The organism is Flavobacterium panici, assembly GCF_024499525.1.
GTDB classification, from domain to species: domain Bacteria; phylum Bacteroidota; class Bacteroidia; order Flavobacteriales; family Flavobacteriaceae; genus Flavobacterium; species Flavobacterium panici.
The window spans coordinates 2,591,678-2,612,368 of record NZ_CP100437.1 but is presented as its reverse complement, the minus strand read 5'-3'; the positions used below and the strand labels follow the sequence as shown (position 1 = coordinate 2,612,368).

At 32.2% G+C, this 20,691-nt stretch carries 13 protein-coding genes; 12 read left to right on the top strand and 1 reads right to left on the bottom strand.

Features of this window, described 5'->3' with window-relative positions; all coding sequences use genetic code 11:
* Window positions 1–102 precede the first annotated feature (102 nt).
* Entirely contained in the window at window positions 103–786 is a 684-nt protein-coding gene (locus NLJ00_RS11250; RefSeq protein WP_256637237.1) for a S24 family peptidase, read from the bottom strand.
* A gap of 433 nt (window positions 787–1,219) precedes the next feature.
* On the opposite strand from NLJ00_RS11250, the gene NLJ00_RS11245 reads away from it, so the two are divergent.
* From NLJ00_RS11245 to NLJ00_RS11190, 12 genes are all read left to right on the top strand, one after another.
* Window positions 1,220–1,498 carry a hypothetical protein gene (locus tag NLJ00_RS11245; RefSeq protein WP_256637236.1) on the top strand — a complete coding sequence of 93 codons (279 nt, stop codon included), beginning with the start codon at window positions 1,220–1,222 and terminating at the stop codon, window positions 1,496–1,498.
* 30 nt (window positions 1,499–1,528) lie between these two features.
* The gene (locus NLJ00_RS11240; protein ID WP_256637235.1) at window positions 1,529–2,245 is read left to right on the top strand and encodes a DUF3164 family protein; all 717 of its coding nucleotides are present in this window, start codon (window positions 1,529–1,531) and stop codon (window positions 2,243–2,245) included.
* A gap of 122 nt (window positions 2,246–2,367) precedes the next feature.
* Window positions 2,368–2,568: a hypothetical protein gene (locus NLJ00_RS11235; protein WP_044047667.1), complete on the top strand. Its 201-nt coding sequence runs from the start codon at window positions 2,368–2,370 to the stop codon at window positions 2,566–2,568.
* A gap of 434 nt (window positions 2,569–3,002) precedes the next feature.
* A complete protein-coding gene (locus NLJ00_RS11230) occupies window positions 3,003–3,248 on the top strand; it encodes a hypothetical protein (RefSeq protein WP_053471137.1) in 246 nt (81 codons plus the stop codon).
* A 318-nt stretch (window positions 3,249–3,566) separates the two neighbouring features.
* Complete coding sequence (locus NLJ00_RS11225; RefSeq protein ID WP_091290755.1) at window positions 3,567–3,854, top strand: methyl-accepting chemotaxis protein; 288 nt, start codon at window positions 3,567–3,569, stop codon at window positions 3,852–3,854.
* Complete coding sequence (locus NLJ00_RS11220; protein WP_053471139.1) at window positions 3,851–4,309, top strand: CHAP domain-containing protein; 459 nt, start codon at window positions 3,851–3,853, stop codon at window positions 4,307–4,309. Before NLJ00_RS11225 ends, NLJ00_RS11220 begins: the two co-directional genes overlap by 4 nt.
* Window positions 4,310–4,330: 21 nt before the next feature.
* On the top strand, window positions 4,331–4,828 hold the full coding sequence (locus NLJ00_RS11215; protein ID WP_256637234.1) for a hypothetical protein: 498 nt from the start codon (window positions 4,331–4,333) through the stop codon (window positions 4,826–4,828).
* Between the two features lie 28 nt (window positions 4,829–4,856).
* Window positions 4,857–6,995 (top strand): hypothetical protein, encoded by a 2,139-nt coding sequence (locus tag NLJ00_RS11210; protein ID WP_256637233.1) that lies wholly within the window; start codon window positions 4,857–4,859, stop codon window positions 6,993–6,995.
* A gap of 1 nt (window position 6,996) precedes the next feature.
* The gene (locus NLJ00_RS11205) at window positions 6,997–10,347 is read left to right on the top strand and encodes a hypothetical protein (protein WP_256637232.1); all 3,351 of its coding nucleotides are present in this window, start codon (window positions 6,997–6,999) and stop codon (window positions 10,345–10,347) included.
* A gap of 5 nt (window positions 10,348–10,352) precedes the next feature.
* Window positions 10,353–10,829, top strand: coding sequence for a hypothetical protein (locus tag NLJ00_RS11200; protein ID WP_256637231.1), 477 nt, complete (start codon window positions 10,353–10,355; stop codon window positions 10,827–10,829).
* A 424-nt stretch (window positions 10,830–11,253) separates the two neighbouring features.
* Window positions 11,254–12,834: a hypothetical protein gene (locus NLJ00_RS11195; RefSeq protein ID WP_256637230.1), complete on the top strand. Its 1,581-nt coding sequence runs from the start codon at window positions 11,254–11,256 to the stop codon at window positions 12,832–12,834.
* A gap of 461 nt (window positions 12,835–13,295) precedes the next feature.
* Complete coding sequence (locus tag NLJ00_RS11190) at window positions 13,296–20,681, top strand: hypothetical protein (RefSeq protein WP_256637229.1); 7,386 nt, start codon at window positions 13,296–13,298, stop codon at window positions 20,679–20,681.
* The last annotated feature ends 10 nt before the right edge of the window (window positions 20,682–20,691 follow it).

Sequence of the window (20,691 nt, the reverse complement as noted above, 5' to 3'; positions counted from 1 at the left end):
TCTTTTGAAGAGGATCTATTTGCATTTTATTGATGGAATAAAAAATGAAAGCCTCTTAAATACAATAATTTAAGAGGCTAACTTTTATAGTGATATGTAAATTTACATCATCGTATTAATACGAATACTAGCTTTTATAAGGGCCAGCGCAGATATTTTTGAAATATGTATATCTTTTGGCTGATGATGTGAATTCTGACTTACCAATTTTACAAACTCATCTCCTTGTTCTGATTTCTGAACATACTTTACTGTAATATATTCTTCCCAGTCATTCAACTTGACACTTAAAAGATACATTTCTCCGAAAAAAATATTATCAAATTCCGTTTCCTTATATAAAATTATATCTCCGGATTTTAAAAGCGGATACATACTATCTCCTGTAACAGAAATTGCTCCGTCACATTTAGGAAGATTTGGAATTTTTATAGTATCCAAAACTCTTTGCGGTTTTCCGCTGCTAAATAATTCCCTCAAACCTGCCACAGCTTCCAAATCATATAATGGGATTTCCTGACTCACGTGCAGCGAATCGATTGTTTTTCGGTCATTATTCATAATTACAATATTAGTGTTATCCTCTTTTATCATGGATCCATTTCCGGTTAAAAGCCATTCAGAGTTTATTTCCGGATAGTAGTGTAAAATTTTACACGCTTTATCAGTTCCCATATTACTGCTATTATCTAAAAACTTATTAGAAAAGCCTAAATCATTGCAGAACTTATATTTAGTAATCCCTTTATAATCAAGGTATTCTCTTATTCTTTCAGTCGACCCCATAAAAGATGTATTTTTTTTACGTTAAAAATTTGTTTTAATGTATTATTTTACATTATATTTGCAAAGTAAAGAAAAACAAATATCAAAAACAAGCTAAACACATACAAATTTATGCGGTATACAAATTACACTCAAAACAAAATACTTTAATAAATTATTGATATTAAATTAATTACAATACATTTAAGTTACTAAAAAATAAAAAACACAGCACTACACTAAATCAGAATAAAACTACGAATGACTTGTAATATTAATCATTAAAATTAAAAAATCCTTATTCATCATTACTTAAATCATAAAAATGGAAACAAATCAAATCAAGGAAAAAATTCAGGAACTGGAAAATTGGCTGATTGATAATCCAAACAGCCCCGAGAGAAACTTAATAGAATCTGACATCAAAAATTACGAACCTTATTAAATAAAAATCATGAGTAAAAATCAAATCGAAACAAGAATTGCACAATTGTATCTTGCACTTCAATATTGTTCTGAAAGATCGAAATCTTTTACGCCCGGAGAAAGAATCTGCATTAATCAGGAGCGTTTTCAATGGATGCATATTCTGGACGATGAGACCGCTTCTCCCCGTCCCATTTCACAAGCAATTGAAAACAAATTAAAAGAGGTATTAAGACTTGCTGATCACTATAATTTTAAGCCTTATTACGGTGATCCATTTAAAGAAGAAATATTATTGCATAACTAAAATTATTATAAAAACTAAAAGCCTATTATTATGAACACGCCATTAACAAACACAATGAACCCATCTTTGGACTTATCTCAATTTTCTGCACAGCAATTAAAAGAAGCTTTAAACCGAATTGAAAATAAAAAGAATGAAGAACGAGATGCTTATAAGAAACTGGTAGCCGAAACAATTCCAAAAGCACTTTCAAGATTACATGAAACTTCTGAAATGATGCGAAATGCAAAAACAGAAACTTTTCAATTATTTGAAACTATTCTGGATTTAAAGAATCAGGTTTATGGTTTTAAAGAAAAGCAAATGTCACATACTTTTTCTAATGATAAAGAAGAAATTACGATTGGATATCGTATTAACGAAGGCTGGGACGATACAGTAACAATTGGTATTGAAAAAGTGCAGAATTATATTTCGTCGCTTTCTACCAGTAAAGAAACAGCATCATTGGTAAAAATTGTTTTCAATTTATTAAAAAAAGATGCCAAAGGAAATTTAAAAGGTTCGCGCGTTTTGGAACTTCAAAAATTAACGAAAGAATTTAATAACGAAGAATTTACAGATGGTGTTGAAATTATTGCTTCTTCTTTTAAACCAATTCGCTCAAGCTGGTTTATCGAGGCGAACAGAATTGATGAAAATGGTGTAAAAACCAATATTCCGTTGTCAATGTCGTCTGTAGATTTTTTACAGGGATATGCTTTTAATTTCTTTAACCAGCAAAACGAACAAAGTCATGCAGCCTAATAATGATATTTACGCTTCGGCCCTTTTAGCTCTTCTGCTTATTGCAACGAACTTAAAGCCAATTCTTTTATTCCGTGAATGGTTTTATTTCAGAATCAAAATAATTTTTAAACAATATTTAAATGAGCGTAAAAATAAAGCCAATTACTGACCACGAAAGTTACAAGGTTAATGAACACATCATTTTTAAAGACGGACTTGGTAACTGGAACTGTAAAAATGATTTATCGAATAAAGAACGTCAGGCTTTTAATCAATATGAAAGCATCGTAATTAAAAATCCGAGATTTAAAAAACACACAACTGCCACTTACAAAGGCTGAATAAATCCCTCAAAATCTACATTATAAAAACTTAAGTAAATAAAAAAATGGTTCCTGTTGTTCACTTCTTTCTGAAGGAAAACAGGAACCGAAGATGGGCGGTTTTTACCCAAAAAAGCAGCCAAAAACCATTCTTTCTGTAGAGTTCCCAGTCTTTAGAGCTGCGGAACGAGATCATGATAGGAAGAGTACAGACCTCAATTGTTAAAAAATATTCTTTAACAAATAGCACCTCAGAACGAGGTTCAAAAAAATGGCATTTGAAGTAGAAAAACCATTACTTAAAAAGATTAAATGGTTTGGCTGCAGTAAATCTTTATGTCATTATAACGTATTCAAATAATTCTTAATCATGATTAAATCTTCATTTTAATAATTCTTCTCTTTTCAAAAAATCTTTCTTCATTTTCTATCACTCTATAAATATCATTATCATGCCTATATCCTCAAACAGAAGCCTCGGAATTCAAAAAAATAAATTATTGCGCTACAAACTTGTTAAAGAACTGTATCAAAAACACAAGACGGAAGATATTCCTACTACGGTAGTATGGCGTAAATATGTTTATCCTGTTTATCCCATTTCACGAACTACTTTGTATGAAATTCTTTGTACGCCTATTACTTCAGAATTGAAAAAAATTGAAGAACTTATGAGCAATCAGGAAAAGTCTTCTTAATACTTATAAAAGGAAAACGAAATCTTTTGAGCTCCTAAAAAAACATTGTTTTTATGGTGCAAAGATGAGCCATTTACTCTCGTAAAAATGAGCTTTGTTCGCTTTCTGTACAACTATGTAAAGCCCTAGAATACTAATGTTCGCACGCCTTGCATTTGTTTTTTTTAGGGCTTTTTTTACCCAATCTTTGCAATCACAAAAGGAAAAGACAGCAGGAATCTAACTGCAAAAAATTAAGATTGCACCTTCTCCAAAAAAAACAGCACGCTGTGTGTTTCCCCAAATCACTTTTATAAACATTCAACATTAACACATTCAATGGAACAGTTTCTATACCCCTCTCTTACGGCATTTTTTGCCGCTTTTATAACCTGGTTTTTCTCTATGCGAAAATCATTAGCAGAAGACCGCGCCGCCGAACTTGACAACGCAGTAAGCGCTGTAAAATATTACCGTGATCTTCTTGATGACATTACCGCTCGCCTAACCGCCGCCACAGATACCATAAAAAAAATGGAAGTACAACACAAAGAACTTATGCTTATCAACCAGCAGCTGGTTGATGAGTTACAAAAATTTAAACAGCTTAACGGAAAAAATTCATGACACTAACCCAAAAAACCCTAGAAATCGCCACGGCACAAATTGGTGTCGAAGAAATTCCCAGAAACAGTAACTCCGGCCCCGAAGTTGAAATTTATTTAAGAAGCGTCGGCCTATCAAAAGGATATGCCTGGTGCATGGCTTTTGTTTACTGGTGCACGCAAAAAGCAGCGCTTCAGATTAATGCCAAAAACCCTTTAAAGAAAACTGCCGGAGTTCTGGATCAATATAATTCGAGACCACTTTTAGTAAAAAAAACACCTCAGCCTGGAGATGTTTTCATTATGGATTTTAATAACGGTGCAGGCCATACGGGTTTCGTTGAAAAAGTGACAGGAACCACTATTTACACCATTGAAGGAAATACCAATGATGCCGGAGGCCGTGAAGGTTACAAAGTAGCCAGAAGAAAACGTGATATAAAAAGCGTAAAAGGCTTTTTACGTCTGCAAAACTAAATTTATAAACCAACCTTAATTATGACTAAAAAATTAAAATGCTTTGTTTTTTCTCTTTTGATTATTCTGATCGTGATTTCATGCCGAAGTCCGAAACCTGTTGAAAACGAAAACAAAGTTCAAACTATTACTATTACAGAAACGCTGCACGATACAGTTTTTAAAATAGCCAAAGACAGTAGTTCTTACAACGCATTACTTGATTGTATTAACGGAAAAGTAGTTCTCAAAAATGTTATTCAGGCCGAACCAGGGCGTACATTAAAAAGCCCAAGGGTTCGACTTGATAACAATAAACTCAGCGTTGACTGTGACTTAAAAGAACAGGAACTTTACGCGTTCTGGAAATCGAAACAGGTAAAAGATGTTCAGGAAAAAACAATTACGATTACCAAGTTTGTCAATTATTTAACTTTTTGGCAGAAGGTGCAGATTTGGCTGGGCAGAATTCTTCTTATTGCTCTGTTCTTTTTACTTCTAAGATTCATCTACAAAATCTATAAGCCTTTGATGGTTTAAAATTAACTTTTAAATAATTCATTTAAATATGTCTTCACAGTCTCATTTTTTCGTGGAGTCAGGAGGCTTTACGCAAAGCCGCGAGCAAGCTTTTGGTCCACAATCGAGTACCGAGTTTAACCTGACCTCCAAATTTTCATTAGCTTCTCCCAAAAAGGCTTATGCAATCTGCAAAGGAGTTGTTTTAGTGCAGCCTCAAACAGGCAGTACTGATAAAGTAAATCTTATTCTTCGTCCTTACAAACAGCCATTTCCGGGATTAAATATCAAATATTTCGTTTATAGAGGATTGCAAAGAAGTGACTTTTTCACGACAGGTTCAAATCCTACGATAATTCCGCAAACAGAACAAACGTCTGATTTTATCAATAAGATAAATGATGATTTTGATGATTTCTATGCTGGAAATACAGCTATTGAAAAACCTCTTTTCCTTGCCTCATATATTGGATATGATGAAGAAAAACCCTCAGCAACACCTCTATCTGATTTGTTTTTTAAAGAATCGAAATTCAAAACAACCGATAATGTTTTAAAAGAAGAAGATTCTTTCGAACTTCCTTTAATTGATAGTGGTAAAACGTTAGGAAATTTTGCGCAAGACGAATGTGGTATTGACGTTGTTCTAAACTATGGTGATTACAAACATAATTTTGATAATGGCGAATTTAAGTTTGATTTAGAATATGCTCGTAAAGCATTTGCTTCGATTTCAATTACAGAAGGTACTCCGTATCAACAAAAATTACTGCGCGAGCAAAGTGTTCAATTTATTGATATTGCTGCTTTTTATGGTTTGTTTGTTCCGCAAAATTCTGTAGATGTTGTCACCGCAGGAACTAAAACAACTAAAAAGGGTGTAGAAATTTTTAATAGTGTTGTCAATAATTTTTTCACTAAAAATAATTGGTATGTCTATATCCAGAGTGACCGTACACGCAGTTATGATTTTTATGGAAACTACAAAATTGACCATGGACCAGAAAATTTTAAAACAGGTTTATTAGCGAATTCAGAAGGAATTGTCCCAATGACAACCGTATCTTATGGTACGGAGGGCTGGCCGGTTTTAATTGATAAACAGGAACAAGCAAATACAGTTACGACAAATAACCTTTATCTGCAATTTCCAACCGACAACAATAACAATACTGCTTTTTACGGACAGATTGCCAAAGTTGCCAATGCACAAAAAGATAATTTCATAAATGCTGATGGTTTGCGATTACCGCCAGATGAAGAAGGAAATTATTCAGATTTAACGACAGCAATTCAGCTTACAACTCCTGCTTATCAAGGCAAAAATATTGCTGCGCTTAGTATTTTGTTATATCAGGGAAAAATTAATACTTATAAAGCAGATGAAGTACTTGATGAAAATGGAGATCCAGTTGTTGTAATTGGCCAGGCTAACTTTTTTGATGATGTGTTTAGTTTAATAAAGGCAGAACCTTTATTAAAATTAAACGGTGATGACAGTTACTCAAGAATGACTTCTGAAAAACTAAATCTTATCAATGAGTTTTATGATAAAAAACAGCAAGGCATTTCAATTGTACAAACTCTTACTGTAAACGATGTTATTGAAACCGGAATTGAAGGAAATACGGTTGAACGCGTTACCTATCTTACAGAAGCCGTAGATGTAATGAACAATGCCGTATCTGCAACCGGAAGTACTACTCCTGATACCAAAACAACAGCTTCTGCAAGCGGTGCCGTTACAAAAAGTAAAACCTATCAATTGCCAGATCCTTATTACTATAATTTGAAATTGTTTACAGACAGCGCTCAAACTATTACCGGACTGGAATTAAAAACCCTGGATGGCTCTGCTCCTAATAAAATCATTTTGGGATTAACTACAGCTGAAAATGATACTATTAAAGCATTAATTACGGATGATACAAAAAATCCTCGTTTGTTTTTGATTGATTTATTTGAAGATGAAAATGAATTCATTTCTCCAGAGGACATAAAATATCAAAAATACAAAGTCGCAATTGTAGCAGAAAATGCAAATGGTGAAACAGAATTATCTGAACCAGAAAATGATGTTTTTGTTTACTCCCTTGATCGAAAATATCATTTCAGCAAAGATTATAGCGAATATATGCCTGATTTAGATATTAACACACCTTATTTCACTATTAATACCGTTTTATAAAATGACAGATATTGCAATTTTAAGAGATGGAACTCCTGTTAGATTATCTTCATTCAAAGATCCAATTTTTGATGTTAGTGGTTTTCTTATTCAATTTACTTTTGATTCACTAATTCCAGAGACTTACAGATACCATCAACATTATGAATTTAAAAGAGAAGATCGAAAAAAGCCTAATTTATCGGGCTATTACAATGAAAAACTATTTTTAAACTATATCCAAAATATTGAACCCATTCCTACGCTTGATAAATTGGATAAATATAATTTTAAAAGAAATCTAGCTACAGAAGATGAAGAAATAACTGTTAGTACAATTGATTTTGATGAACCATATGATTATTTTTATAACGAAAAAAAATACACTTTTAAGTTAAAAAACACATTAGATAACAAAGGTGTCCGTAACTATTTGCAACCAATCGTCGAAAACTTTCGAACTGTTGATTCTAAAATTAATACTGATGGTGCAAATCCTGTTATAGTTCTTAATAATCAATCAGGATTACCTGGTGGTTATTTTTATAAAAAAAATTTAGGCGATTTTATAAACACATGGTCGATAAGTAATATCCAAAAAAGCTTGATTAAGAAAGCGATGGGTATGATTATTTTTAAAATTAGAGAAATTAATCGAGATATTATACCTCGAATTGCTTCCCATACACATTTTTTTGATAAAGAAGAGGATGTTGCAAATGGAATTATCGATTATAATGATCCTACACACGGTTTCACTGATCTAGAAAAATTACTTTTTGATTTAAAAAGAGGCTGGGGCTATTACTATAGAGAAACCAATCAAGATCTTACTCCTTTAAGAGCAAGTTTTGATGCTGTTTTTTCTTCTACTTCCACTTATGAGGATTATTTATCATACCTATCAAATTTGCATAATTTTTATGATAAATGCTACTCCACTAAAAGTCTTGAATATTATCGTACATCAGAGAAGCTTCAATTTCTATTAGAAATTTTATCTCCATCAGCATTAAGCATTTTGCCTTATGATCTTATAATTAGCACTATAAAAAAATATTTAAAAATTAATTTAGAACAAGAAGAACAGCAATTTCTCGTTCGACTTGTTATATCAGTTACTCCATCACATGCTAATGATTTTTTAGATTTTTTACTTGAAAAAGAAAATGGCGAAAAAACTAATTTTCAAGCGATATATGATTCTCTAACCGATGCTAGACTAGAAAGGTATCCTTTTGTAAACTGGTTTGTTGATGAACAGCCTAATAGAAAATATTTTGCATTTGCTATTTACGAATTATGGAAAATTTCTAAATATAATTTAGATTACATACGTCCAGGTATCGTTATTCCTAATCCTTGGCCAAATTTCAAAGGTATTGATCCTGAAAACTATTTTTATATTAATTCTCAGGAATTTAATAAAAAAAGTTGGCTAACATTTGTTTCTTCGTCAAACGATAATGACTTATTCACGTTTAAGGAACAATTTTTCGAATCTACAATAACTGATAAAAAAATAAAAATAAATAAAATAAATAAAAACCTTACTGTTGTAGATACTTGGAGTGTCAGAGATAAAGATAAAGAATCTTTCTTTGGTTCATTTCATCTATATCAACAAGTTACATTTTCGGGATACGAGGCTAATCTTGACTTATCGATTCCTACAACAGCAACAATGCCAGCTTTTCTTTTTCATTTTATTACAGAATATGATGAATTAGCTGATTTTGATGCCGGAGTTGCATTAGCTGCAAATTTAACCGTTGACGCTTTATTAATTTATTTTACTGGAGGATCAAATATTCTTAGCGATTTACAATATTTAAAACATACTACTAAAATAGGAAGAGCATTAGCTGGTGGAATTGAACCCACTGAAGCCATTGAAATTTGGCGAGGATTCAGAGGGGCATCCGACATTTTCACACTTACAGCTGGCTCTTTAACGCAAATTAACCAGTATCTAATAACTACCGAAAATAATGAGGCTAAAAGAAAAATTTTAGAAGGATGTCAAAAAATATTTATATCCTTAACTTTTTTGGGAGTTGGTTTATCTTTAACAGCACAGGCCCATGCTGTAAGTGAAGCAGAAAAAGTTTTAGATTTAATTAAAGCCTTACCCTCTGGTGTCGCTCATGGTCTTGCTCCAGAAATGATTAATTTATTGACAACACTAAAAGGTAATAAAGAAGTAACTTTAACCTTATTTGGAAACAAATTAAACACTTTAGATCTTGGGAATGCTACTAATTACATTCTTTTAAAATACAATTCTGTTTTTACTGATGCTCAAAGGTTAAAGTTCATGACAGATTTTCAACATATTGATGATCTTGCATTTTGGAGATTACTAAACAATGGTAGAAATGCAAGTGGCATTCGTGATGGAAGTTTTATAAATAATTGGGTGATCTTAAGTGAAAGAGAGTTACAGGAAGCAAAATTTACTGATTATATTTGTAATCAGAAGATGACAAATGCAAGAATAAGATTCAACAATCAACCTGCTTTAGAACCTATTATTAAAAATATTAATTATGAAAAAAGATATGCTTTTTTAAATAAATATGGATTACCTCAAGATTTTAGTGAAATAAAATTTAGTAAATGTATTCAACAACCAAAAAAACTAGAATTACTAATTGAATCGGGGAGCTATTTGAAGAGAGGACAATTAGATGAACTACTTGAAGAAGATATATTAAAAATCATTGATAGTAACCTGAGTAATGCTCATATTGATTTATTAAGAATAAAAAATAAAAACAACTTAGGGCAAATTGTTTTCAACTTTGAAGAACAAATTAAAAACATCAATTTGGATTTGAATAGACTCAGAGCTTTAAGAGATGGAACCGCTTTTTCTTTTATGCAAGATCTAATATTAAATCCAAAGCAGATTAAAAATTTTCAATCTATGAATAAATTATTTGTTGAGACAAAGATCTATAATAATACTAATTTAATTAATACTTTTGAAGAGACTTATTTAGCTGGATGGAAAAAATTTATTGAAGATGTTTTTAATAATAATATCCCAAATAGCATTACTGAACCTGGAAACAATGCAAGCTTTAATATTTTTAAGCAAAAAGCTATTGATATTATAAATAAGAGGAAAAGATATGATGATACTGAGCTAAAATATGTATTTAATTTTTTAGAAAAACATTGGAATAAAGGTAATCGTTTTGAAATAACAATGGAAAGCACCTATTATTCCTGTCAAAGTTGTCAAGGATATATGTTATATTTAAAACAATTAGCAAAGCAAGAAGGGAAAGTTTTAAACATTACTATAAAATCGAATAAAAAAGTGAAAGATTATAAAACATTGGAAGAAATTCTATTAAATAATTAAGCATTATGACTATAAAATATTTGCAACAATTAAAAGACAATCCTGTTGCATATCCAAATGATACAGAGTTCAAATTTGAAATAAAAGGTATCTCTGAACCCGAAATACAACAATTGGAATTAGTATGGAACAATAATCGTCCTTTTCCTAAAGTATTAAAAGAATTATTATTTTTAGCAGGTAATTTTTGTTATGTCTGTGATTATGGCCCTAATGATAGTCAACAAGAAATGCAGGAATGGGTAAGAGAACATATGGAAGATAATAATCGTATCTTAAATCGTCCTTTTTATGCTTTTGATGTATATGGAGGTGATACGTTTTTATTTGTTTATTTAGATGAGGGAGATAATCCTAATGTTTTTGAAGCTAAACCATATTCTGATGAGACTAATTGGATTGAGACATTGGCACCACAAACAATACAAAGTATTGTAAATACAGGAATCAATAGAGTTAAAATGGGTCAAAATCCATATTGAAAAATAGCCTCCACTGGCGTGAAACATCCCGCTCGTGAAAACAAAGTATAAAAAGCCCAAGGACAAAATGTCTTTGGGTAACTCTTAAAACATCATTTTCCTTCCCAGAAAATGATAATCTAACAAAATTCAAAATCACATTTTAAAAACCCAATCAGGAACTTAAATATTAAGTTTCCTAACCTTTTATTGTCTTTTCTGAAAGTCAATAATTACCTAAAATATTTTACAAACTCTGTAAAATAAAACTATTGTGACGCCACTAACACAATTTTTAAAACAATCCATTTTGGTTGAAAACATATTAAAAAGAGGGTAAAAAATAGCCTCCTAAAAGCAGAAATCAACCAAAATAAATTACGGTAACCCCCATAAGCCTTAATAAACGCCTATAAATTTTAAAACCCGTAATAATTAATTAAAAATGAGTACAAATCACAACAGAATCAAAGTGGCAGATTTAGAAACAAATAAGTCTAACAAAATTTTAATAACCAACGAAAAAGGTGAACTGGAGTTTAATGATGTAAACAATATTCAAACCGAAAAATACAACGCACTTGATTGCACAACTGAGGGAAAAGCATTAGATGCCAGACAAGGAAAAGTATTAAAAGATATGATTGATAATGTCTCTCAGGATGAGTTTATTACCAAAAGCTCAAAAAGCTTCTTCCATATGTTTTATATAGGCGACATTGACATGGTTGACGTTGATGATAAATCATACTTGAAATTCGAACTAGGAATGACAGGTTTAAAATCCTTAAATATTACAGATCCAAAAAATTTATATCATGGCCGTGACTTTATTTTAAAAAATGGAAGCTTAACAAATGTTACTATTTTTCATAACTTAGGATCTGGCAATTTTAAATTTAATATACCAGGAGCTAACAATCTAGTTTTAAAACCTGAAGAAAGCGCTCACTTTGTAATGCGTGCTATTAATAACACAAATAACGGAGGATTAATCGATTACATAGGTATCTCAGCAACAGTTGATGCGACTCCATCTGTAAAAGGAACTCTAAAATTAGCAGGAGATTTAGAAGGATCTGCCGATTTTCCTACTGTAAAAGGTTTGAGTGGAAAACTTACGGCTGTTATTGCTACAGATTCAGAAACTCAAATAACGCAAACTGTATCTGAAGATAATAAGATTGTTAGTCGCTCCAAATTATTCAACTGGTGGACATGGATTAAGTCTCAGGCTCAAACTATTTCCGGACCTTGGAATTTTACTAATAAAGTTACATTGGCAGCTGGTACTATAAATACCCCTCCTTTAATTATACCTAATGGTACTCTGACAAATACAGCTCAAAATGGGGCTATCGAACGTGACAGTTCTGGTAAATTATTCACAACTCGTAATAATGCACGTTACAGACTTCTTGAAGATGACGGAAGTATTATTTCTCTTTTAGTTAATTTACCACCAAATGTAAATACATATACGCCTTCAGCAATTACAAATACAACTACAACAGTAATTGGAAACATTCCATTGGGTACTATACCGAGTATTTTTGTTGGTCGAATAGGCATGTATTATAGTACTTATTGGACTGAATCTGGTAGTGGAAATATATTGCCAACATCAATTAAGGTTGAGTATTATTTAAGAGTTACAAACGGTAGTTTTGATGGATACATATGGGGTACTGTACCACAAGGTGTGGATTACCTTATTTATAGTAACGATTTTCTAAGCACTACAACTCATCTTTCAACTTTTACAAAAAACGCAAGCGCAACAATTTTTTCAAAACGCAACAATACTGGTCAAAATGGCAATTATAATGGAATCGGTATCCAGGAATCTTTTAAAAACACGAGAACTCAAGATAACTCTAACAATCAAGACGTGGGAAATTGTTCTTTTCAAATTGTCGAAAAAATTACGCACACATACGCAGATAGCACAAATTCAGCTGGAAAAAATGTAGCAGTAAATGTAAGTGTCTCAACAGATGCCTTTTTTATTGAAAAAATCAGATAAGATTAAAGAATACAACACGTAAACAAATACTTTAATTTACTTTCTGTTGATGCAGAATCTCATTTAAAAAATCAGTAAGTGAGATGCTTGCATCTTCAGTAAAAAGACATAAAGAAGAAATTTATAAAATTTTGAGCGTACGTTTTTTATCTCATTATTCCTGATCCTCTCCACTCTCTTTACAACTCTGTAAAGTCCCAGAACACCAATGTTCAACCACTAAGCAGCTGTTTTTTAAACCTCTTTTTTAGGCTGATCTTTACACTATCAAAAGGAAAATACTGCAAAAAAAATCAATTTTTCAGCTGCTTTTTTCGAGGCATTATCTAAATCAAAAAATACTGTAAACCTGGTCATCAAATAATCGATTCATTATTTGAATACCTCATTTGGTTTATCAAAACAAGAATTTAATCATGCAAAAACACGAACGAAAATTAAAGTCAAAAACAAATTAGAATATGCCAACTAATCCAATTCCAGCGACTCCAATTCCTACGGCAAGGTATTATCCTCGACTATCTGAGGTAATTACCGTAGATGACTTACCGGAGTTTTTATCCTTTGTAGAAAATGGCTTAAATGACATTTTCAATAAAATTCATTACAAAAACTTACAATATTCAAAAGGACATCGCGGCGACTCGGCTTTTTACAGTCTTGATATTGTAACAAGCGAAAAACTTGCTATTCCTTTACCGTTTGGTTTAGGTCTTGTCCTTAATCCAGATCTTGATGGCGATTCGTCTATTTCGTCATTCCCTATCACTTTAGAATATCAATGGGAAATTTTAGCTTTCTTAAAAACCTTCAGTTCAAGTAATTTTTCTTTTTCAGTAAAAGATTTTTATTCGGTAGGATTACAAGTTTTCCGCATCAGCGAAGAACAAGTTGTGGCTCACATGCTGAATATTTTTGTTGAAGCTGAAGAAGGAAAAACAAAATACGAACAGCTTTTAGCAGATATTAATGATATTGAGAATTTAACTGGAGTACAAAAATTAGAATTCCCAGAAGGAACTGAACAATCTATTAATGCTGTAATTACGCTTATTAAAAACAATCCGGCAATTACAGAATCTGTTTCGCTATTATTGTTTGCAACTTATATCTTAAAATCAGATTTAAGCGCAACAAAACAAAAACTACAGGAATTCTACAACATTATTGTTCCAGATGGTATCGAAGCTCATATTAAAAGAATTATTACACCAAAGGCAAAAGCAACTTTAGCCTTAAGTGCTGGTATCGAGTTTCCTCAAAACATTTTAAAACCTGTTACAGATAAAGGTGAGTCTCTTCCGGATCCAACGACAAAATCAATGTTTGTATTTGGTCAGGCACAATTATATGCTGATACTGAAGAAGGAATTGGTTATCAACTAGAATTAGGCGGATCATTAAAACCGGAATATGCCATGATTGGCAATACTGGTTTAATTCTTCAATTAGATACTTTAAAAGTAGATTTAAGCAAAAAAACAAATATTCCTGAAGCTGATGCAGACGGACGTCCAAACGATTTCGTTGGAGTTTATGCGCGTGCCGTTTCAGTTACCTTGCCTTCAACATGGTTTAACAAAATTGAAGAAAATCCATTAAGTACAACTCCAACATTAAAAATTGGTGCTTCTGATTTATTAATAGGTTCTGGTGGTCTTTCGGGGAATATTTATCTGGAAACAGTTCCAAGTGCAAATGGTGCATTCAATTATTTCAATAACAAATTCAATTTTAATTACCCCATCACGATGTTCGAAAAAGATCAAAGTGGTGTGGCAAATAAAAAAGAAATTGCTGATTATGCCTCTTTACTTGTTTTTTTACAGGAATTAAATACTAAAAAAACTCCTTATGCATTTGATTATCCTTTATCGTTAACAACACTTTCTTCGGTAGATTCACCAACTATTGAAGCTTCTACAACTTATATTTTTACAGAGGCTAAAGATTATCAGAACTTTTTATTGGAGTTATACGACAATACACTTTGGAAAACAATTGGCTCGTCAAACAAAGGCTTCAAAATTGGTTTCAATAAGTTTGATATTTCATTTAAACAAAACAAAGTAATTGGTTCAAATATCAAGGGTGCTTTAGAAATTGAAAAATTCAAAAAGGGCAACGATGCTTTTAAAATAGATCTTGAAGGTCACTTACAAGATGATGGCGACTTCAATCTTACCGCTTCTTTCCCTAAAGAAAATAAGCCGACAGCAAACTTATTCGATCTCGTACAATTTGATTTCAACAGTTTTGAACTAGGAAAACAAGACGATGACTTTTATATAGGAACTTCATGTCATATTTCTTTTCCTCAAGGTTCTTTAATTGGAAACCTTATGAAGGGTCAGGGCTTTGATGTTGAAAAACTTCGTATTTACAGTGATGGAAATATTGAAGTTGAAGGAGGATCAATTCCTATTCCTATCAGTCTTTCTGTAAATCTTGGACCAGTTCAAATGGCTGTTACCAACATCAGCTTTGGTTCAACCCAAATTAACGGCCGTAAATATAATTTCTGGGGCTTTGACGGTGCAATCAGCATCAACCCGCTTGGAGTTGACGCTCGTGGAGAAGGTGTGAAATTTTATTATCCTACGGATGGCAATGATGAAGACGATCGTAAAGCAAAATCTTTCCTAAGAATCCAGACTATTGAAGTTGACTTAATCATTCCGGGAACAGCTACGGAAGCTTCTGCAATGGCAATCATTAATGGTATGATTTCGCTTCCTGAACCTGGAAAATCACCGGAATTTATTGGTGAAGTTGGTTTAAAACTGCCAAAAGCAAAAATTTCTGGTGGTGTTGGAATGCGTTTTATGCCAAAATATCCAGCATTCTTAATTGATGCTCATATCGAACTGCCTACTCCTATTCCACTTGGATTTCTTGCTATTTCTGCTTTTAGAGGTTTGCTAGGTTTTAGATATGTGGCGACAAAAGAAGCAGCAGGATTGAAAAAAGATAATTCTTGGTATGAGTTTTACAAAGCTCCAAAACCAGGTATTAATATTAGAAAATTCAGCGGACCGCCAGATTCTATGCAATACAACTCTCCGTTCTCTATTGGAGCCGGAGCTACTTTTGGAACCGTTGCAGATGGCGGACATGTATTGTCTTTAAGAGCAATGCTTTTATTGTCTCTGCCTACGTTATTTTATATCGAAGCTGGATTAAATGTTGTTGCCGGACGATTAGGACTTATTGAAGATGATCCAAGTAATCCTCCATTCTTTGCAATGGTTGCATTTGGTGATGATTCATTAGAACTGGCAGCCGGAGCAGACTTTAGTATTCCAAAAGACAGCGGTGAAATCTTTAAACTTCATGCGTTATTAGAAGCCGGATTCTTCTTTAAAAATCAAAAGCCCTGGTATGTAAACATTGGAACAAAAGAGAATCCTATCCAAGCCGATATATTAACCTTATTTAGTGCTAAAGCCTTTATAATGCTTTCGGCTCAGGGAATTGAAGCCGGTGCCCGATTAGATTTCAATTTAGATAAAAGCTTTGGTCCTGCCAGAGTAAAACTGTGGGCATATCTGGAACTTGGTGGAAAAATTTCGTTTAAACGTCCGCAAATGGGTGGATATATTACGGCCGGCGGAGGTATTCAAATTAAACTTTGGATCATTAATGTCGAGATTGTTTTAGATACTATTTTCTCTGTAGAATCATTTAAACCATTCTTAATTTATGCTAAACTGGAGTTGAGTGTTCGCGTAAAAATTGGTTTTATAAGAGTCCGTAAAAACTTTGTAGTCGAAATTCAATGGGATATTAACAGAGTTGTTGATCGTACACCTTACAGCCCGCTGCCTAAAGGAACATTTGGTGATGGAGTTGACAACAGAACTTTAGAAAATGTAAAAGGAGTTCACATGCTTACCAATCAAGCTTTTGCACTTGATTATTTCAAATCAACAGATGATAATGACTATGATCCAAATAAGTTTCATAATGGAATGCCTAAAGCAGAACTTATTACACAAATCATTCCTTTAGATACATACATCGATATTAAAATGGCAAAAGGAGTATTACCAAATCCTGAATTGTCACACAAAATTGGAGGTTATACCGGCGATGCTAAAAACTATACCGATTTTATGCCTCCAAAAGACGATAATCCTAAAACAGCTAAGAAACCACGTCAGGTGAAACATCAATATGCAATTAAATCTATTGATATAAAATCATGGAATGGTTCAACATGGGAAGATTATTATCCATTTGAAGCTGTAAAAAATATTGATGCAGCAGAAGATTTAAGCAATTTACCTTGGGCACAATGGCAGAAGGCAATTGATCAATATGATAGTATTCGTGTATTAGGAACCAATCCATTTTCATTCTTAAGTGCAGCTGAACCTGGATGGCACGTTCCGGAACAATTCGGAATCACTTCATCTAAATTATTCTGTCCTTCTGTGGCAATTGAACCAAAACATACCGATTTCCTTAACAAAAAAATTGGTTTACGTTATTATGTTCCATCTCAACATGAAGCAGATAAAATCAATGGATTGTTTTTTAAATTAATTGGAGAACTTTCAGAAATCACTGAAGATAATACAATTGAAGGTTTAGATTTTATGAGTATTTCGGGACAATCAAACCCGCATGGTTACAATAAATCTTTGTCTTTCAAAAACAATAATCAGTTAGAAGTTATTTTTCCTGATTCAGCAATTGAACCGGTTTTCCAAATAACAACTCAGGCGAAAGAAGTTGTTATAAAAGCCTTTACTGCTGTTACAGAAGATAATGCAAAATCAGTTTCATATAAGCCAATTAAACTTAAAAAAACAGATACTGATACAGCCCAATATGATTTGACTTACACTAAAGCTGAATTGTTAAAATGTATAAAATTATTAAGTGAAGAAAATGAACCAATATCAAAAACCAAAATTGATAAAATTGTAATTATTCCTTTATCGCCTTATGCAAAACGTATTTATGAAATTAGAAATGAAATAGCCACTTTATTTAACGAGACATACAGCAGCGAAACGGGTGAAGTTTCTATCTCTTTACCTGGTAATATGACTAAATATAATGAGTTATTAGCTGAATTAGCATCATTAAAAATTAATGCCGGAAATGATAATCCATCTGTAGGTGCTCCAAATAAATTGACTTTTACAAATTATTATGGATATAAAGGAAAAAACACTTATGCTTTTGATAAAGTAATTAAATTCAATGACACCTACATTATTGCTTTTCATCCGAAAGTTGATACAACGGTTCTGTTACAAATTGATTCAAAAGGAGCTATTTTAAGAGAACGTTTATTAAACGGAGTTGTTACTTCTATGCAGGTTGTAAATGGTAATTTACTAATCACTCAGGCATTGAATGCGAAGCAATGTAAAGTAATTGGAGAAGCTATTGTTGATTTTGATCTTATTATTGGCTGTACATCCCCTATTGCAGCGATGACTATTACGGAGCTTGATGATGAACTGAATTTAAGTTCCGGAGTACAGTATTTAAACAGCTATTCTTTAGGATTTAACAAAGTATTATCTCTTGCAAATAACGAATTGCTTTGGGTTAATGCATTAGAAACCGAAACACAGATTAATTGGGTTAACGGAACCGATCGTGCTCTTATTAAGCGTGTGAAAGTAAATGGAACTGTCATTAAAGTGCTGCAGCATAATGCTGCTGAATTTAGTTTAGTTACTAAAGACAAAAAGATTATTCATTTTAATCTTAATACCAGTACAAATGCAATTGAGGTAATGGATACAAAAGTTATTTCTGATCCTTCGGTATCTGAAATTATTGATGCTGTTGTTGCAAACGGAAAAGTTTTAGTTACTATTAAGTTCTCAAATGAAAAATTTGGTTTAGCTCAAATTACAGGAAATTCATTAGATATTGTAAACCAAGATACGGTTTTTGATTCTCCAATTTATTTATCAAACAGTACTCTGGCAGATAATTCGATTGTTGCTTATAACACAAAGTATTTATTTGTATTTAGTTCAGCATTAGCACTTACAAGATTAATTAAAAGAGGAAGCAATGTAGAAAATGCGTCGATTATTCATCTTCAAAATGAACCTTCTCAAAATGAAATTCTGATGCTTTCATCTAAACCAAAAGAAAAAGGTGTTTATTTTTCATTGTTTACAGATCAGTTTAATAATTGTTCTTTATATCCTGAACAAACTGTTACCATAACTACTTCTGCATCAGCTTTAACAACTGAAATAACAAGTTTCACAACAATTTCATTAGTTGAAAAAGTAAATTATATGAGAGCTCCAAAAAACTCAAAATTAATTTCGATTAATGAGATCATTTGTTCTAACGGAAATGCTGAAGAAGATCCTGAATTGGATTATACAACTTCAATTCAAAGTGTTGAATGGCTGAGTAAAGAAAGTTATTTCCATAATACAACCATTCCTCAAATCGATGCTGTAGAAGACGATCGAGAAGCAATGAAAACTGCAGTAGAACATACTGTTCAGCCAATTTGGAGACCAAATACAACGTATTGTTTAGACTTCACTTTAACTGACACAGTAGATGACAAAGACACAAAAGATTTTAATTATTTCTATGGATTTAAAACTTTAGGACCAGTAGGTCATTATCCGGTTCCTGATAAACCAGTAAAGCCTAATGAACAGCCGCCAGTTAAAAACGAGTTGACTGAGTTGTCGAAATCGCCATTGACTTCATTAAGACAATATTTAGATTACAATCGTTCTTACCCAAATGCTGATGGAAGTTTATTACAATCGAAACCTGCTTTTTATGGAAATGAACAATGCAAAGTTTCTTTGTTTTTTACAAATCCTTATGCATATCACATGTTTAAAGATTGGGGACCATATAATGATGAAAACGTACCTAAAATAAAAGGAAAAATAAATCTTTTTATTAAAGATCCTCTGACTGATTTACTTATCGAATATCCGTTTAAAAATGAAGAAATAGCATATCCAAAACCAATTGAAACAATTAATGATTGGAAAGACGATAATGATCCTAGAATTCCATTAGGTATTCAATTGATAAACAACATTCTTACTGACAAATCAGCAATGAGATGTACTTTAGATTGGGGCCAGCCTTTAAAACCAAAATCATATAGATACGAAGTAAAATTAACTGATTTAAAACCTTCTAAACTTTATACAGTTTTAGTAAATAACTTTTTTGATGATGCACAAAATGGAACTACCAGCTTAAGCAAAAACGTATTGGTACACCAATTCGGCTTCCAGACCTCTCGTTACAAAGATTTCAAAGAACAAATTGAAAGTTATTATTTAAGTGAAGATCAATCACAAAGAGCATTGTATGATGTCAAACTGAATGTAGTTCAGGAACAAATTGACAGCCTATATCATTTGGTTTCTGTAGAAAATACTGCTAACACATTAAGTGATTCAATGGCATCAAAATACCAGCATTCATTTGACCGTGCCATTGAAGGAATCTTAAAAATGTCTCCTCTTGATCCGGCACAAAATACCGAGGTTAATAAAATTATCGACACAAATACCGGTAATATCATCGCTCTTTTAGTTCGTAATCCGGAGCCATTTAATATTCCAAAAATGCCTTTGGAAGAAATCAAGGATTCAATTGTAGTTGTTGATGAATCACTAAATCCTAAAACTGGATATAAAGTATTGCATTCTAAAGATTATTCACAGGCTTTAATTATGCTAAACAGCAAAATAATTCCAAAGGAAAACCTAAACATTCACTTTGATTACAGAATGTGGAAAAATGGAGGAACAGCATTAACAGAATCTATTGTCAAGCAAAACATAGAGGTACAACTATCAGAAAATACAAATCTTTAAAAACAAGAAA

Bases quoted from the DNA above. Each gene is read 5' to 3' on its own strand.
- NLJ00_RS11250 (WP_256637237.1), bottom strand. From the start codon at position 786: ATGGGGTCGACTGAAAGAATAAGAGAATACCTTGATTATAAAGGGATT.
- NLJ00_RS11245 (WP_256637236.1), top strand. From the start codon at position 1,220: ATGAGTAAAAATCAAATCGAAACAAGAATTGCACAATTGTATCTTGCA.
- NLJ00_RS11240 (WP_256637235.1), top strand. From the start codon at position 1,529: ATGAACACGCCATTAACAAACACAATGAACCCATCTTTGGACTTATCT.
- NLJ00_RS11235 (WP_044047667.1), top strand. From the start codon at position 2,368: ATGAGCGTAAAAATAAAGCCAATTACTGACCACGAAAGTTACAAGGTT.
- NLJ00_RS11230 (WP_053471137.1), top strand. From the start codon at position 3,003: ATGCCTATATCCTCAAACAGAAGCCTCGGAATTCAAAAAAATAAATTA.
- NLJ00_RS11225 (WP_091290755.1), top strand. From the start codon at position 3,567: ATGGAACAGTTTCTATACCCCTCTCTTACGGCATTTTTTGCCGCTTTT.
- NLJ00_RS11220 (WP_053471139.1), top strand. From the start codon at position 3,851: ATGACACTAACCCAAAAAACCCTAGAAATCGCCACGGCACAAATTGGT.
- NLJ00_RS11215 (WP_256637234.1), top strand. From the start codon at position 4,331: ATGACTAAAAAATTAAAATGCTTTGTTTTTTCTCTTTTGATTATTCTG.
- NLJ00_RS11210 (WP_256637233.1), top strand. From the start codon at position 4,857: ATGTCTTCACAGTCTCATTTTTTCGTGGAGTCAGGAGGCTTTACGCAA.
- NLJ00_RS11205 (WP_256637232.1), top strand. From the start codon at position 6,997: ATGACAGATATTGCAATTTTAAGAGATGGAACTCCTGTTAGATTATCT.
- NLJ00_RS11200 (WP_256637231.1), top strand. From the start codon at position 10,353: ATGACTATAAAATATTTGCAACAATTAAAAGACAATCCTGTTGCATAT.
- NLJ00_RS11195 (WP_256637230.1), top strand. From the start codon at position 11,254: ATGAGTACAAATCACAACAGAATCAAAGTGGCAGATTTAGAAACAAAT.
- NLJ00_RS11190 (WP_256637229.1), top strand. From the start codon at position 13,296: ATGCCAACTAATCCAATTCCAGCGACTCCAATTCCTACGGCAAGGTAT.